19 protein-coding genes are annotated in these 13,210 nt (G+C 45.2%); 11 read left to right on the top strand and 8 right to left on the bottom strand.

Annotation, left to right across the window (positions count from 1 at the left end; all coding sequences use genetic code 11):
• Positions 1 to 24 precede the first annotated feature (24 nt).
• The 3 genes from ACFSB2_RS05210 to ACFSB2_RS05200 all read right to left on the bottom strand — a co-directional run bounded on the left by ACFSB2_RS05210 (position 25) and on the right by ACFSB2_RS05200 (position 2,270).
• A complete protein-coding gene (locus ACFSB2_RS05210) occupies positions 25 to 255 on the bottom strand; it encodes a helix-turn-helix domain-containing protein (protein WP_377941854.1) in 231 nt (76 codons plus the stop codon).
• Positions 256 to 753: 498 nt separating this feature from the next.
• The gene (locus ACFSB2_RS05205; protein WP_377941852.1) at positions 754 to 2,016 is read right to left on the bottom strand and encodes a DNA polymerase IV; all 1,263 of its coding nucleotides are present in this window, start codon (positions 2,014 to 2,016) and stop codon (positions 754 to 756) included.
• Positions 2,013 to 2,270, bottom strand: a complete 258-nt coding sequence (locus tag ACFSB2_RS05200) for a YhjD family protein (protein WP_377941849.1) — start codon at positions 2,268 to 2,270, stop codon at positions 2,013 to 2,015. Before ACFSB2_RS05200 ends, ACFSB2_RS05205 begins: the two co-directional genes overlap by 4 nt.
• A gap of 233 nt (positions 2,271 to 2,503) precedes the next feature.
• On the opposite strand from ACFSB2_RS05200, the gene ACFSB2_RS05195 reads away from it, so the two are divergent.
• Positions 2,504 to 2,839, top strand: coding sequence for a hypothetical protein (locus ACFSB2_RS05195; protein ID WP_377941847.1), 336 nt, complete (start codon positions 2,504 to 2,506; stop codon positions 2,837 to 2,839).
• Positions 2,840 to 2,923: 84 nt separating this feature from the next.
• Here ACFSB2_RS05195 and ACFSB2_RS05190 read toward each other — a convergent pair whose 3' ends face one another.
• From ACFSB2_RS05190 to ACFSB2_RS05180, 3 genes are all read right to left on the bottom strand, one after another.
• Positions 2,924 to 3,583 carry an SOS response-associated peptidase gene (locus ACFSB2_RS05190; RefSeq protein ID WP_377941846.1) on the bottom strand — a complete coding sequence of 220 codons (660 nt, stop codon included), beginning with the start codon at positions 3,581 to 3,583 and terminating at the stop codon, positions 2,924 to 2,926.
• 183 nt (positions 3,584 to 3,766) lie between these two features.
• On the bottom strand, positions 3,767 to 4,297 hold the full coding sequence (locus ACFSB2_RS05185; protein ID WP_377941844.1) for a hypothetical protein: 531 nt from the start codon (positions 4,295 to 4,297) through the stop codon (positions 3,767 to 3,769).
• A gap of 65 nt (positions 4,298 to 4,362) precedes the next feature.
• Positions 4,363 to 5,004 (bottom strand): hypothetical protein, encoded by a 642-nt coding sequence (locus tag ACFSB2_RS05180; protein ID WP_377941842.1) that lies wholly within the window; start codon positions 5,002 to 5,004, stop codon positions 4,363 to 4,365.
• A gap of 112 nt (positions 5,005 to 5,116) precedes the next feature.
• On the opposite strand from ACFSB2_RS05180, the gene ACFSB2_RS05175 reads away from it, so the two are divergent.
• Together ACFSB2_RS05175 and ACFSB2_RS05170 are read left to right on the top strand one after the other, a co-directional pair.
• Positions 5,117 to 5,878, top strand: coding sequence for a hypothetical protein (locus ACFSB2_RS05175; protein ID WP_377941838.1), 762 nt, complete (start codon positions 5,117 to 5,119; stop codon positions 5,876 to 5,878).
• Between the two features lie 148 nt (positions 5,879 to 6,026).
• Positions 6,027 to 6,935 (top strand): ATP-dependent DNA ligase, encoded by a 909-nt coding sequence (locus tag ACFSB2_RS05170; RefSeq protein WP_377941836.1) that lies wholly within the window; start codon positions 6,027 to 6,029, stop codon positions 6,933 to 6,935.
• 233 nt (positions 6,936 to 7,168) lie between these two features.
• On the opposite strand, the gene ACFSB2_RS05165 is transcribed toward ACFSB2_RS05170, so the two are convergent.
• Positions 7,169 to 7,279 carry a putative holin-like toxin gene (locus ACFSB2_RS05165; RefSeq protein WP_377941834.1) on the bottom strand — a complete coding sequence of 37 codons (111 nt, stop codon included), beginning with the start codon at positions 7,277 to 7,279 and terminating at the stop codon, positions 7,169 to 7,171.
• Between the two features lie 171 nt (positions 7,280 to 7,450).
• Here ACFSB2_RS05165 and ACFSB2_RS05160 point away from each other — a divergent pair, with 171 nt between their 5' ends.
• Complete coding sequence (locus tag ACFSB2_RS05160; protein WP_377941831.1) at positions 7,451 to 7,657, top strand: hypothetical protein; 207 nt, start codon at positions 7,451 to 7,453, stop codon at positions 7,655 to 7,657.
• A gap of 206 nt (positions 7,658 to 7,863) precedes the next feature.
• Here ACFSB2_RS05160 and ACFSB2_RS05155 read toward each other — a convergent pair whose 3' ends face one another.
• Positions 7,864 to 8,241, bottom strand: coding sequence for a hypothetical protein (locus ACFSB2_RS05155; protein WP_377941830.1), 378 nt, complete (start codon positions 8,239 to 8,241; stop codon positions 7,864 to 7,866).
• A gap of 184 nt (positions 8,242 to 8,425) precedes the next feature.
• On the opposite strand from ACFSB2_RS05155, the gene ACFSB2_RS05150 reads away from it, so the two are divergent.
• From ACFSB2_RS05150 to ACFSB2_RS05120, 7 genes are all read left to right on the top strand, one after another.
• The gene (locus ACFSB2_RS05150) at positions 8,426 to 9,124 is read left to right on the top strand and encodes an IS6 family transposase (RefSeq protein ID WP_377941829.1); all 699 of its coding nucleotides are present in this window, start codon (positions 8,426 to 8,428) and stop codon (positions 9,122 to 9,124) included.
• Positions 9,125 to 9,249: 125 nt separating this feature from the next.
• Positions 9,250 to 9,855 carry a recombinase family protein gene (locus tag ACFSB2_RS05145; protein WP_377941828.1) on the top strand — a complete coding sequence of 202 codons (606 nt, stop codon included), beginning with the start codon at positions 9,250 to 9,252 and terminating at the stop codon, positions 9,853 to 9,855.
• 446 nt (positions 9,856 to 10,301) lie between these two features.
• Complete coding sequence (locus ACFSB2_RS05140) at positions 10,302 to 10,607, top strand: PadR family transcriptional regulator (RefSeq protein ID WP_377941959.1); 306 nt, start codon at positions 10,302 to 10,304, stop codon at positions 10,605 to 10,607.
• Positions 10,607 to 10,954 (top strand): DUF1048 domain-containing protein, encoded by a 348-nt coding sequence (locus ACFSB2_RS05135; RefSeq protein WP_377941826.1) that lies wholly within the window; start codon positions 10,607 to 10,609, stop codon positions 10,952 to 10,954. Before ACFSB2_RS05140 ends, ACFSB2_RS05135 begins: the two co-directional genes overlap by 1 nt.
• 11 nt (positions 10,955 to 10,965) lie before the next feature.
• Positions 10,966 to 11,316: a DUF1048 domain-containing protein gene (locus tag ACFSB2_RS05130; RefSeq protein ID WP_377941824.1), complete on the top strand. Its 351-nt coding sequence runs from the start codon at positions 10,966 to 10,968 to the stop codon at positions 11,314 to 11,316.
• Between the two features lie 15 nt (positions 11,317 to 11,331).
• Positions 11,332 to 12,090 (top strand): ABC transporter ATP-binding protein, encoded by a 759-nt coding sequence (locus tag ACFSB2_RS05125; protein ID WP_377941823.1) that lies wholly within the window; start codon positions 11,332 to 11,334, stop codon positions 12,088 to 12,090.
• Positions 12,091 to 12,861, top strand: coding sequence for an ABC transporter permease (locus tag ACFSB2_RS05120; RefSeq protein ID WP_377941822.1), 771 nt, complete (start codon positions 12,091 to 12,093; stop codon positions 12,859 to 12,861). It begins immediately after the preceding gene.
• Positions 12,862 to 13,210: the final 349 nt, after the last annotated feature.

Genomic DNA, 13,210 nt, shown 5'->3' with positions numbered 1-13,210 from the left:
AAGCGGAGGGCAGCATGTGTAGTTTTAATTTCCCGCATCTTTCATGTTGCGTACTTCATCAAGCGTATGAATAGGCGTTCCATAGAGTTGAATAAGTGGGGACAAGAGAAGTAGCCATTCTCGACCGGCTTTGGTGTAATGTTCTGGCTGGAATGCACCATTTGCGCACATTTTCTTAAATAGAGTAGGGTCTTTTCCCCACATCTTTGAAGCTTCAATAGCTGTAACCACCTTGGATAAACAATTTTCCTCCATTTTTTATAACCCCTCAGCAAATAGTTTGATACATTATATATCCCTTTAAAGGGAAAAAACAAGTGCAATTCAACATGTAAAAATATCACGTCTGGCTTGCACATTCCCTTTAAGGGGAATGTGTTAAGAACAGAAAGAAGTCAGGTTCCTGTCTGTGAAAGGATGCTTATGTTCTAATTGCACGGGTTTGTAAAAGGATGAAATTCCGTATGTGATCTCAAACGGATGAAGGCCACATCCCTAAGAATGTGACCTTCCATCTAGGCAAGACAGTTACCGCCAGGTTCCTGTAAGGTGACTATAACATGTAAGAGGAGGTATTGAAAAGGACTTTATCAGAATCATTCAGAAGAAATGAAATAGGAGTGCAACCTCAAAAGCGACTGATTTTTCAACTTCCTCCCAGGCTAAATCATGATGCAAAAAATAAACCTACCGAATGACAATAAAAGGTTGAGGCTTATTCTTCTTCGACGCGGTCGTTCTAGTACCCCATATCTAAACAAAGTGTCCGCCTATCTTTCCGCTGCGGTCTCGTAATTGTCCTGCCCGAGTGAGGCTAACAGCGCGCATCAAACTGGTTTCTCCAAAGCGCTCGTGAATCGTATCAATCGTCCTATACAGCTCTTTACGTTGCGGCACATCGTCAAATAAGGAGAGTTGGATGGAATCCTCGAATTGCAACATATCTACCCCCACACACACTGCACGAACGCCCGTGTAGCCGTCCCAGTGCCGGTCTAAGAGTGCCATTAGTTCAGGGTATAAGTCTTCCGGTGAATCGGTGTGACGAGCCAGCGTCCTAGCCTTCCAAAACCCGCCTGTAAGCCGTTCGTAGGTCACTCCTAGCCCAACACGTCTTCCGCTTTGATTTGCCCTCCGAAGACGATAGCAGACCTCATCGAGCAATTCCAGGATGACCACGGCGATTTCTTTTAGCTCAAAAAAATCCCTTGGTAGTGTTGTCCGATGGGAGAAGCCTTTGTGCGGTGCATCAAAGCTATTCGGGTTAATTTCAGAGATGTCTTGGCCAAGCGACCAACGATGAATCACTTCACCCCAAACGCCAAACCTGGTTTTTAAGCGACCGACGGGAATCTTGGCCACATCACCAATCGTCTTAGCTCCAAACTCAAGGCGTAACGTCTCCGCACGTTTTTTTAATCCCCACATTTTATCAACTGGAAGCGTATGCAATAAAGAAGGCACGTCATCTTCCTGCCACCAAACGATGCCACCAGGCGTTTTTTTTGCCGTGGCATTGCTCATCTTGGCAACCCATTTGTTCGGCCCCATACCAATGCGAGCGCGTATCCTGAATAAATCCCAGATTTTTTGTTGTAGTGTACGAGCTGCAGCCATCGGATCTGGAAACAATTTCGAAGGCGATTCAAAAGCAAAAAACCCCTCATCGACTGAGTACTGCTCCTGTAGCGGAAAAACTTGACGCATGACCTCCTGAATTCGCACAGATACTTGCAAATAGAACTCCATATGTGGGCGTACTACAATCAAATGACGATTGAGGCGCAATGCTTCGCCAAGGCGCATTGCATTGCTTACTCCAGACTTTTTCGCAGTGGGAGTAGCGGCTAAAATAATGCCAGATCGCCGAGCTGGATCTCCTGAAACTACAAGTGGCGGGTCTGTCAAGTCATCAAACTCCCGGCGCCGAGCCGCGTATTCTTCGCGGCTTGCGACTTCACAGGAGGCGTAAAAGGATTGCATATCGCACAAGCCGTAAATCAGCTTTCGTGTCATGGCGTGATCATTCCTGTTCTCTTAGCGCGGTTCTTCGACTCGGCATCGAGCATTTTTCGCATAAAGATCGCCTCATCATGGTGTTGGCCATATTGGTATTGGATCCAAACATCATGATGATTCACCTTTCGTTCAATGATTCGTAACCCAGCTTCACGCATCTGCGCTTTTGTAAGCGCGATTTCATTTGTGATCGATTTCTGGATAGATTCAAGCAGGAGCAACCTTCGAAGTGATGCCGTTGGCCGGTCCATATACGCACCCCTTATACGAACATACGTTCTGTTAATGGGTATTATATGCTTGCTAAAAGGAATAATGCAAAGGGTTTTGGAGGTAAGTTGTGGCAGTGGGGATACTACTTAGTGATAGCAACGATGAAGCATCATGTGCTTTAACGCCATCTGTTTATCAATTGACTTTGACTAACTTTGACTTTATACTTATGTTGCAAGAAAGATAGTTTATATACATGGGGGTATCATTGATGGCGCTAGATGAAGCACACCGATACGAGCATTTTGTTAGAGGAGCATTTAGAACTGTGACCGGAGTAGATGTAGATCGTGGAGAAGATCCAGGGTGCTTAGCAGATGCGGATTACGTAGGTTTGAATGCCGTTGCGAAAGTTAAAGTTGGAACGGGTTATGCGATGGCTATGTATAACAGCCACATCCGGAAGGGTCCAAACTGTTCCAGTTTGAATCAGACAGAATATGACCGCATGGACACCATCATCGAAGATGTATTGAACGCCGTGACCATTGCACAAATTAACCAATACATCACGGAGTATAGGAACAACTTCTTCTCATATCTCTAGTAGGAGAAGAAGAATAGCCAATCTTGTCGAGGTTGGCTTTTTTCTTTAATAAAATCATCCTTGTATGGTTGTGGTTGACTTTTCTTAAATTGGCTGCACACATTTTGAAGAGTCATTTCGTACGTTTCCCACCAACTTACTTACAGCATAAAATTCTGTGTCATCCGACGGATACGGTCTCAACATGTCAGTCAGCAATTCTACGTCTGTTAGCCCGCGGTCTAACCACGTCATCACTTGTTCGCGAGGCAAAATCACCGGCATGCGATTGTGAATTTTCTCGGTTCTGTCATTTGGTGGACAAGTGATTATCGCAAAAGTGGAAACCTTCTCGCCGTTTTCGCTTTCCAGCGTGTCATAAATACCAGCAAAACTAAAGATTGGCTGACTCTCTACATGGATGTAAAACGGCTGCTTATCCGACGGTCTCCACTCGTAATATCCTGTCGATGGGATAAGGCAGCGTTTGCGCGTGAGAAGTGGCTTAAATGTTCGGTTGGTTGGTAGCCCTTCGGCGCGTGCATTGATTGGTTTGGTCTTTGTGTCTGCCCCCCACACCCTCGGCATCAGTCCCCACTTCAGGGGCCCCACACGCAACTGATTATTGTCGTCTGCGATTACAGCTGCTACGGACTGCGACGGCGCAATGTTGTACCTGGTTGGCATCTCATAAGACGACTCTGTCAACCCGTAATACTGCAACAACTCTGTCATATCCGAGGCAAAGGCAAATCTCCCGCACACTGTCATCACTCCTCATGACCATTCTAGCCAATTCATCAGCTGTATAGATGACTTATTATGTATCCAATACAGCATCAAATCCCCCTACAGATAATGGACAGGCCCCTGCGCAAGCAAGTAAGGTAAAGCCATCCTACTTGAAGGACTCCTTATACAGCGGCCCCGTCTTTGGCGGGGCTTTATTTAGTGAGTCTTAATATACAGTCCAAGTGCTGTCTCAATCATCTCCTCTGCCGTATCAGCTTGGCGGTGATCTATCCACCAACTTGCCGATGTCTGACTTCGTAAAATGTCGATCCCTGCTGTAACAATTTCAAAAAACTCACCTAGCGACTTATCTTCTAAAAATTCCCTGCACTCTCGTTTCATCCATCTTATATTTTGTTCGGCCATTGGCATGTCCGCATTTTTTATAACGCCAGGTTTTCTGTTTTCCATATATTTTTCTACGCTTTCCAGCGACTTCATTCGTATCGTTTGCGCCCAAGCCACTTGTTTTTCTGATCCCACTAATTCGGGCAGATTTTGTGTTTGTGCTTTCTCTGTCGCTTGGAGCCGTTCAACTTCTCGTTTTTTCGTAACTTCTTCTTTATAACAATCCGGACAGAGCTTTTGACCCCGGCGTTCTGCAATCTCTTTCCGATCTTTAATCGGTCCATAGATTTGTTCGTCGCCTTCGTGCCCGCACTGATAATTAATGGTATACCACGACATGGTTTATCCCTCCCATCATAAGCATGGACAAATATGCTTTTTACCAAACAACCGACGGCAGCCTGCTATTGTTGTTGGTACCAATCCAAGAAATCGCCATGCAATCGCTGTTCAGCCTCTTTTCGTGCTTTGACTGCGTCCTCTTTATTAACATATCTACCAAGTCGATAGCGCTTATGTTGAAACATAATTTCCGCACACCACATTTTACGACCGGAATCAAAGGATACTCCTTTTGTCCCGCTCGTATTGCGAGAACTAACCGTGTCGGCCATCAAGGCGGGCACGTTTGTATCGGCTTCAAACCACGAATTCATGCGTTCGGCGACTAGACATCCACAACTACGCACATGCCCTTTTTTCAACTCACTGGCTGCGGCTGGAATGCGTTCCCCGCAATCACATTCACATAACCACATGATTGATTTTTTGCCCTCTACTTTAACCCTATGTAAGACGAACAATTTGCCGTACCGTTTACCAGAAATGTCTGTATCCGTTTTAGAATGCCGGTCAGCAAGATACTCTCGATGTAGACATCCACAACTATTGCAATCGCCACGACGCAAAACAATCGTTGTTGCGATCTTTGTATTACCACAGTCGCATTTACATAACCATCGTGGAGAGCTTCCTTGTTTAGGTAACTCCTCCACGACAGTCAATCTTCCGAAGCGTTGACCAATAAGGTTTATTTTTTTAGCCATCTTTAATCACCCACAGCAAAAATAATTTCCGAATTCTCATTGACGCAATCGCGACACAGTAGTAAGATTAAATCAATAAGTCGCAATCGCGACATATTGGAAGGTGAACAGGATGTCAATGCTCAATAATGTGACGACCGTTCGCGGTTACGCCGTATTTCTTGGCCTCGACCCGACTGATCGATCCGTGTTACGCAAGATACAACGTCAATGCGAGCGTGGCGATCTTGTTGCCAAACTCGATCAAGGCGCTTGGCTAATCCAAATATCACAAAACAACGAAGGAGCGATAATCATGAAAAACTGGGAGAACATGAAAGAAGTCTACTTTGACGGCATGACACTTGAGCATGCAGGATACGGCAATGATAATAACTACGGTCTTAACAATAACAAGGTAGCACTATTTTACGTCAATCTTGTTCCGAAAAACGAGACCCCAAACCATTTCGCAGTTACATGGGATTTCAACGAGTTCCTTGCCAGTGAAAAAGCTGGCACATTCGAGTGGCCAACACCACACGCGGTTATGCCGATCACGGAGGAGCGAAAGCAAACCGTTATCGATTATTTCAGCGGTAAGGATTTTGTATCCTATGGCCGCGAAGTTGAGTTTAACAGCATCAAATTAACGCTCATCAATCGCCCTGTTGAATTTGCGAAATCTGTTGGGTCATTACGATATTACGCTGGTGCAACCGATCACGAAGGTAACGTATACCAAGTATATTGGAACGTGTTTAATATGTTTGACCCCTCTGAAATCGAAATGACAGTTGACAATAGTCGATACTGTAAACATTGCTTGCAACGGTGGACTTCAAGCGCTGACAACTCCAAGTGTAACCATGAGTGGATTGAGGATTTAGGATAAGCCCTTAGGGGCTTTTTTTATTCCAAAAATTATTCCTAAATTTACCTCGTGCATATTTATGACTTCCGGCATACGTCACGACCATTCTAACCAAGCCTCTAGCTGAATAGATGCTCTATTTCTCGGCGACAGTGTAACTGGTGATCTCATGCTCTTTACTCCGATCAAACCGATGATGCTGACTCTTAAATATGATGTATTTGATGACGACAAATATCTATATGAACCAAAGTGGGACGGATGGCGCATCTTGATTCATAAGCAGGGCAACCGCATTGAGGCGTTTACACGCAGTGGCCGCAATGTGACCGCTAAGTTTCCCGAACTCACGCGAGTTAAAGACGTAATTCGGGCGCACACAGCCATTATCGACAGCGAAGGCGTATGTATTCGCGATGGTCGGTCGATATTCGACGACTTTCAGTATCGAGGTAGAATTTCCGATAGGCGACGGGTTGCACAAGCAACCACCACCCATCCAGCGACCTTTATCGCTTTTGATGTGCTACACGATGGCCAGGTGCGCATAGATCTCCCGCTATTTGAGCGAAAGAACATTCTTACCGACATCTTGGCTCCGTCTGATGTCCTGGTCCCAACAACGGGCGTAGTCGGTAATGGTACAGCATTAAAACAGGAGACAGAGCGTCTTAACTGGGAGGGTATCGTCGCAAAGCGACTGGACTCCAAATACATCCTGGATGCGCGCACGAACTTATGGGTCAAGTTTAAAAATTGGCGCGAGATCGATGTGGTCATCCTTGGTTATCGCTTAGACCCACATTTCGGCCTAATCATTGGACTCAATTTCCCTACTGTAAAAAATAAGCGAGTTGGGACAGTCGAATGGGGTTTTAAACCTGAAGAACGTAAGGCTTTTCTTGGTTTGGCCAAACAACTGCACACTCGCTTGGAGAAAAACGTCCAACTGATAGAGCCACGCCTATGCTGCCGGGTCCAATATCTAGAAAGAACTGAGTTGCACTATTTACGGCATGTCACATTCAAGGGGTTTGCTTTCAATAAACTTCCAGATAGTTGCGTTTGGGAAAGTTAAGTATTACGGAAGATATTCACTAATTGTTGTGTTTGTAGACCTTGTCGCATAAAATATAGATAATAGCTCTATGCTATTTAAGAAGGTGCCGGAGCGGCGAACTCCGACACCTTACGGTACATCGCCTTGAGTGACGGGATTTCCCACACTCGGACGACTTAAATCAGTTGCCACATAATGTGGCGAACCAAAAGTCACCCCGAACTGGCAGCTAAACCGTTACGGGGTGACTTTTATTTATGTGAGCGAAAGGCGACTATGATCGTTACTACGAATGTCAGCAGCGCAAGAAGGAACATGCCCGCTTGTAGACCGACTCCGAGAGCTTCATATGTCACATACATTCGTCCGACCTCCCCCTGTCCGAGTAGGACTTGCGGGAAGGCGTCACCCCAGATTTAGCTAGTACCGTACCTAGAGTTTACTAGCAAGTGAAACCATAAACAAGATTATTGGTTTTAAATGGTGGAATTCTGGTCATACCGATGAATTTCTGGAAGAGAAGAGGTGGAATGGTGAGCTTAGCTGATTTTCATGAGCGTTACGAGTTGATTATGAGGGATGAACCAAGTGAGGACAGAGATCGCAACCTCTCCTCTCTGATGGATGAGATCAAGGCCGCGTTTGGAGTCCCACTAATGCAAGACCATGAGTGGGAGCGTGAAAATAAAGCGGTCATAGCGCTATATCGTATGGTTGCAAACAGTAGAACAACTATTTAAGCCACGGTGGACTGCCCACTTGGGAATTTTGACTTTAGGCAAACCAATGACCCATTCATCACTGGGTTAACGATCTTCACAGGAATTTTGGAGGAAGCAAACCAATTTCCTTTTGGTTCCTTATTTTACAAATGAAGGGAGGAAAATAGTCCTCCCCTTCATTATTCTTTCATTATATTTTATAGATTCGATTCGCTGTCAGGTTCTTATCTTTCGGTAGATTGAACAGAACGGTTTATCCGAACTGTTTCTTGAAGCATCTTCTTAGCCTCATTAATTTGTTGGGTATACTTCTTAGTTTGAGTAAACAGTGCTGCATTTGCGTTGATTCCCTCTGTAATTAAAAAAGCTGCTGCCTCAGAACGACTTTTGGCGATCTTGGCAAAAATTAAATCGTCTAAACAGCTCACTCCGTCATCTGTCAGTCGAACTGATACAACATTATTTCTTTCCTGTTTTCCCATTGACATGTTGATGTCTAATTCGACCTTTTGTTCAATTTGTTTGTCGATTAACTCATTAATACTCTCATCAATGGGATCGGTGACTTTGGTCTTTCGCTTTCCATCATGAACATTGCGCATCATAATCACACTCCTCTTGAATTCATTATACACAATTACACGTTACAAATTACACGATCGTTAGAAATTACGGTATGACAGTGGACATTCCGTTTCCCAAAATATAAAGAAAGTGGTTCTGGTGCAAAAACAGCAGGCATGCTAGTATTGTCCGGATAAAATTCAGGAATGAGGCTAGCATAGTATGAATGAGTTCAAATGGAAGCACTTCGAATCTCATATTATCCTGATGGCGGTTCGGTGGTATTTGCGATACAGCTTAAGTTACCGGGACATCGTCGAACTGCTGAAAGAAAGAGGAGTTCAGGTTTCTCATACCACGATCATGCGGTGGGTTCACCAGTATGGTCCTGAATTAGATAAGCGAATTCGACGTTTTTTGAAGCCTACAACGGATTCGTATAGAGTTGACGAAACCTATATTAAGGTTAAAGGAGAATGGAAGTATCTCTATAGAGCCGTGGATTCTACAGGTCAAACGATTGACTTCATGCTGTCTGCAAATCGAGATATCATCGCCGCAAAGCGATTCTTTAAAAAGGCGTTATCCTCTCCACATAATCAATCACCGCGAGTCATCACCGTGGATAAAAATCCTGCGTATCCTCCGGCACTACAACAATTAAAGGACGAAACAAAGATACCGCAAGAAACTTTAATCCGGCAGACAAAATACCTGAATAACATTATTGAACAAGACCACCGATTCATCAAGAAGATCACGAACCCGATGCTGGGATTCAAATCGTTTCAAACTGCAGAGAGCACGCTTAAGGGAATTGAGGCTTTGCACATGTTGAGGAAGGGGCAGGTCGAGTTACAGAACTCGCCTGCCCTTAACGTCGCAGGGTTCATCGATCACCTGTTTGGTTTATCTGCATAATCGAAAAAAATAATGTAGGGATCAATCTCAATTGCTCATAATCTTTGCACCAGAACCAGAAATGCTCTAATACAGTTCGGGCATCCAAAGGTATTCCATTTACTCCCGAAAGATGGAGGATATCCATGAGGACTTTTTTTTATGCCAGAGTCAGTAGTAAGGACCAGTCGTTAGAAAGGCAGCTTTCTGCCGCCAGAGAGATTGGCATTGAGGAAGAGTACATATTCGTAGACAAGGCTAGCGGTAAGGATTTTCAAAGACCGGAGTACCAATTGATGAAACGGATGCTTCGAAGTGGAGATGCTTTATATATTAAGTCGCTGGACCGATTGGGACGTAATAAACAAATGATCTTGGACGAGTGGCAGGAATTGGCCACAGTCAAAAGAGTTGATATTGCCGTTTTAGATATGCCGCTTCTTGACACCACGAAATATAGAAATCTGAACGGCATTGAGACCTTGGTCTCGGATTTAATTCTGCAATTATTGAGCTATATGGCTGAGGATGAGCGCAAAAGAATACGGGAAAGGCAAGAAGAAGGGATTCGAGTAGCCGTTCAGAAGGGAATCAAATTTGGGAGAAAGAAGTTCGAGATTGACGACACCTTTAAATCCGTCTATCCCGAATGGAAACAAAATAAAATCACAGCTGTGGAAGCCATGAAAAGAGTGGGGATGAAAAGCAATACCTTCTACAGAAGGGTTAAAGAGTACGAGGCGAATCTTTAACTGTTAACGGCCACTCTTAATCGGGCGATAGATATACGATGAATTAGAAAACCTGAAATGAACCTTTTCGGGGGGATGGGCAAAAACACCCAAGTTTTAATGGGGTAAAAAAGCCCGTCTTCCCGATGATCGGAACACATGTTTAACGGTGCATAAACATTCGGCTGATAAGGAGTTCCGTTCTGGGACTCTTGGGCAGCAATGTTCAAGAGCGATGTAACCTTTACACTGACGTCTCGACCAGTAACGTAGTAACCTGCCCGCCGCATCATGCCCCAACTGCGTATTGCTTTGACTTATTCTTAATCAGTCCCATCTTGACACGCAGTCCTATTATGTAATACTATATACCGGTACTAAGTAACACTTGTTATATGTAACACGGAATACACGTGTTACAGAGTACTCAACACGAAGGACTGATTGATTTGGAAAACATAACAGAAATGCTTAAAGGAGTACTTGAGGGCTGCGTCCTTGAAATCATAGGCCGCAAAGAGACCTACGGCTACGAAATCACGCGGCGACTGAATGCCCTCGGCTTCACAGATGTAGTGGATGGAACGGTGTATACCATCCTCGTCCGGCTCGAAAGAAACAAGCTGGTGGAGGTCAGCAAAAAGCCCTCCGATATGGGACCACCCCGAAAGTTTTTCGTACTCAACGATGCAGGACGCGAGGAATTGAAGAAGTTCTGGGAAAGATGGGAGTTCGTATCATCGAAAATCGAAGAACTAAAGGAGATAAAGTGATGAACTTCTGGGACAAAATCACAGGCAATGATATGACTAGAGAAGTTAAGGCTTTTGAATCGCGAGCTAAGATGCTGCCGGTTGATTATCAAACTGAATGGGAAAAAATTAAGGCTAATCTTTGGCCGCATTCAGATTTTAGCGGGCGCAACCTCATGCCAATTCTTGATGGTGTACTTGGCCTGCTCGAAGAAACGGCCGCGGAAGGTCAGAGTGTCCAAGAGATTTTGGGTGACGATATCAAAGGCTTCTGTTCAGCGTTGGCCGGGGAAGAAGGGGCAAAGTCTTTTCGGGACAAGTGGCGCGAGCAACTCAATAATAACATCGCTAAAAAATTAGGCAAATAGGAGGGTAAAAAATGAGAATACACGACATCATCGAAGGCAAAAAGGAGTGGCGAGCGCACATGGCTCGTGTCAAAGCGCTCCCGAAAGACTATCAGATTGTTTATAAAGAGATTCAAAAATATCTCTTTAAGGTCGGCCCTGTTGAACTAACCGACGGGACGGGCTTGCTTTCAGGGATTATCGATCTTTTTGAAGAGGGCGTGGTCCTGGGGAAAAGCGTGCTCGAAGTGACGGGCACTGATGTAGCAGCTTTCAGCGACGCTCTAGTCAAAGATTCAAAAACTTACGCTGACATCTATCAAGAATCTGTTGGTCAAGAAGTTAATAAGGCCATCAAAAAGGTTACGGATAAAACAAAGTGAAAGGGGGATATGGTGATGAAAACAGCAATTGAAGTGAAAGGTCTGCAAAAGTCTTTTAAGGACACAGGAGTCCTAAAGGGTGTAGATTTCGAAGTGAAACAGGGTAGTATTTTCGCCCTGCTTGGCTCAAACGGTGCGGGAAAGACAACGGTTGTCAATATTCTCACTACGCTCCTTAAGCAAGACAATGGATTTGCCGCCGTAAACGGATTCGATGTTGCGTTAAAGCCTGAGCATGTGCGCCAGTCCATCAGCCTTACCGGGCAATTTGCCGCGGTGGACGAGATGATGACCGGACGGGAAAATCTCATCATGATGGCCAAACTACGGCACCTCAAGAACCCCAGGCCAGTTGCAGACGACTTGCTTCATCGCTTTGGCCTGACCGAAGCCGCTAACCGCAGAGTTTCTACTTATTCGGGAGGCATGCGTCGTAGACTCGACATTGCTATGAGCCTTGTCGGGAAACCACAAGTTATTTTCCTCGACGAGCCAACCACCGGGCTTGACCCCGAGGCGCGCATCGACGTTTGGAAGACTGTCAAAAAGCTTGCCGACGGTGGTACGACGGTATTCCTGACCACGCAGTATTTGGATGAGGCTGAACAGCTCGCAGATAGAATTGCCATCCTGCACGAGGGTAGGATTATCGCCAATGGCACGCTCGCACAGCTAAAAGAGTTATTTCCTCCTGCCAAAGTGGAGTATGTGGAGAAACAGCCTACCTTGGAAGAGATATTTCTCGCAATCGTTAGCAAGAAGGAGGAAAGGTAAATGGAATCTCTACAGAGACACTTTTTCGGCGACATGAGCGTTATGTTTGGTCGTTCCATGCGACACATATCCCGCAGCATGGACACCATCATCACGGTCACAATCATACCGATTGCTTTTATGCTGTTGTTTGTCTATGTGTTCGGTGGAGCGATAAAATCCGGCACAGATAACTATGTGAATTACTTGCTACCAGGGATCCTGTTAATGGCTATTGCAAGCGGTATATCTTATACAGCTTATCGCCTCTTTATGGATTTACAACGGGGAATATTTGAGAGGTTTCACTCCATGCCCATAGCGAGATCTACCATTCTGTGGGGGCACGTTTTGACTTCGCTAGTGTCCAACGCGATTTCGGTGGTTGTCATCATGCTTGTTGCACTCCTGATGGGCTTTCGTTCATCCGCAGGAGTGCTGTCATGGCTTGCCGTAGCGGGGCTACTCGCGCTCTTTACACTGTGCTTAACTTGGATTGCGGTGATTGCTGGACTGTCTGCAAAGTCAGCTGATGGAGTGGGTGCATTTTCCTATCCATTTCTATTCCTGCCGTTTATCAGTTCGGCGTTCGTGCCGACCAAGAACATGCCGCACATCGTCCGCGCCTTTGCCAATAATCAACCTGTCAACTCAATTGTCGATGCAATTCGGTCTTTGCTCGCGGGGCAGCCAGTCGGCAATAACATCTGGATTGCACTCGCATGGTGTTTCGGTATTCTAGTGGTTGCGTATGTAGTCGCCATGTTGGTTTATAAACGGAGAATATCTTAAATCCGTTATGTGAATTCGACAGCGGTGGCTCTAATTTTAACCATGAACGTTATCGCCGTGTTTACCAAAGCAAATGATGATTCAGATTGAACGAATACCGCTAAATGTTTTAGCGTACGTTTTTCGCGCTTTGTCGAGGCAGACCCGGGCTAACGGTGTGCCTCGATTTATGTTTGTACATGCATCTCAAGAGTTGCCATCAGCCGCAGAAGCCTCCTGTTTCAATCATTCGCCCCCACAGCTTCTAATAGCCTCTCGGCATTTGGTTTTCATTGAACCACCAACGGTTCTGTGCCCGAGGTCTGTTCGCTTGCCCCCATGTTGCTGAGCCCGACTTGACAAATCAAAA

The sequence above is a fragment of the Alicyclobacillus fodiniaquatilis genome, assembly GCF_042678105.1.
In the GTDB taxonomy this organism is placed as follows: Bacteria; Bacillota; Bacilli; order Alicyclobacillales; family Alicyclobacillaceae; genus Alicyclobacillus; species Alicyclobacillus fodiniaquatilis.
This window is presented reverse-complemented; position numbering and strand designations above follow the sequence as displayed.

Bases quoted from the DNA above. Each gene is read 5' to 3' on its own strand.
- ACFSB2_RS05125 (WP_377941823.1), top strand. From the start codon at position 11,332: ATGAAAACAGCAATTGAAGTGAAAGGTCTGCAAAAGTCTTTTAAGGAC.
- ACFSB2_RS05180 (WP_377941842.1), bottom strand. From the start codon at position 5,004: ATGGCTAAAAAAATAAACCTTATTGGTCAACGCTTCGGAAGATTGACT.
- ACFSB2_RS05150 (WP_377941829.1), top strand. From the start codon at position 8,426: ATGAATGAGTTCAAATGGAAGCACTTCGAATCTCATATTATCCTGATG.
- ACFSB2_RS05120 (WP_377941822.1), top strand. From the start codon at position 12,091: ATGGAATCTCTACAGAGACACTTTTTCGGCGACATGAGCGTTATGTTT.
- ACFSB2_RS05135 (WP_377941826.1), top strand. From the start codon at position 10,607: ATGAACTTCTGGGACAAAATCACAGGCAATGATATGACTAGAGAAGTT.
- ACFSB2_RS05205 (WP_377941852.1), bottom strand. From the start codon at position 2,016: ATGACACGAAAGCTGATTTACGGCTTGTGCGATATGCAATCCTTTTAC.
- ACFSB2_RS05195 (WP_377941847.1), top strand. From the start codon at position 2,504: ATGGCGCTAGATGAAGCACACCGATACGAGCATTTTGTTAGAGGAGCA.
- ACFSB2_RS05200 (WP_377941849.1), bottom strand. From the start codon at position 2,270: ATGGACCGGCCAACGGCATCACTTCGAAGGTTGCTCCTGCTTGAATCT.
- ACFSB2_RS05210 (WP_377941854.1), bottom strand. From the start codon at position 255: ATGGAGGAAAATTGTTTATCCAAGGTGGTTACAGCTATTGAAGCTTCA.
- ACFSB2_RS05175 (WP_377941838.1), top strand. From the start codon at position 5,117: ATGTCAATGCTCAATAATGTGACGACCGTTCGCGGTTACGCCGTATTT.
- ACFSB2_RS05170 (WP_377941836.1), top strand. From the start codon at position 6,027: ATGCTCTTTACTCCGATCAAACCGATGATGCTGACTCTTAAATATGAT.
- ACFSB2_RS05185 (WP_377941844.1), bottom strand. From the start codon at position 4,297: ATGTCGTGGTATACCATTAATTATCAGTGCGGGCACGAAGGCGACGAA.
- ACFSB2_RS05130 (WP_377941824.1), top strand. From the start codon at position 10,966: ATGAGAATACACGACATCATCGAAGGCAAAAAGGAGTGGCGAGCGCAC.
- ACFSB2_RS05165 (WP_377941834.1), bottom strand. From the start codon at position 7,279: ATGTATGTGACATATGAAGCTCTCGGAGTCGGTCTACAAGCGGGCATG.
- ACFSB2_RS05155 (WP_377941830.1), bottom strand. From the start codon at position 8,241: ATGCGCAATGTTCATGATGGAAAGCGAAAGACCAAAGTCACCGATCCC.
- ACFSB2_RS05140 (WP_377941959.1), top strand. From the start codon at position 10,302: ATGCTTAAAGGAGTACTTGAGGGCTGCGTCCTTGAAATCATAGGCCGC.
- ACFSB2_RS05145 (WP_377941828.1), top strand. From the start codon at position 9,250: ATGAGGACTTTTTTTTATGCCAGAGTCAGTAGTAAGGACCAGTCGTTA.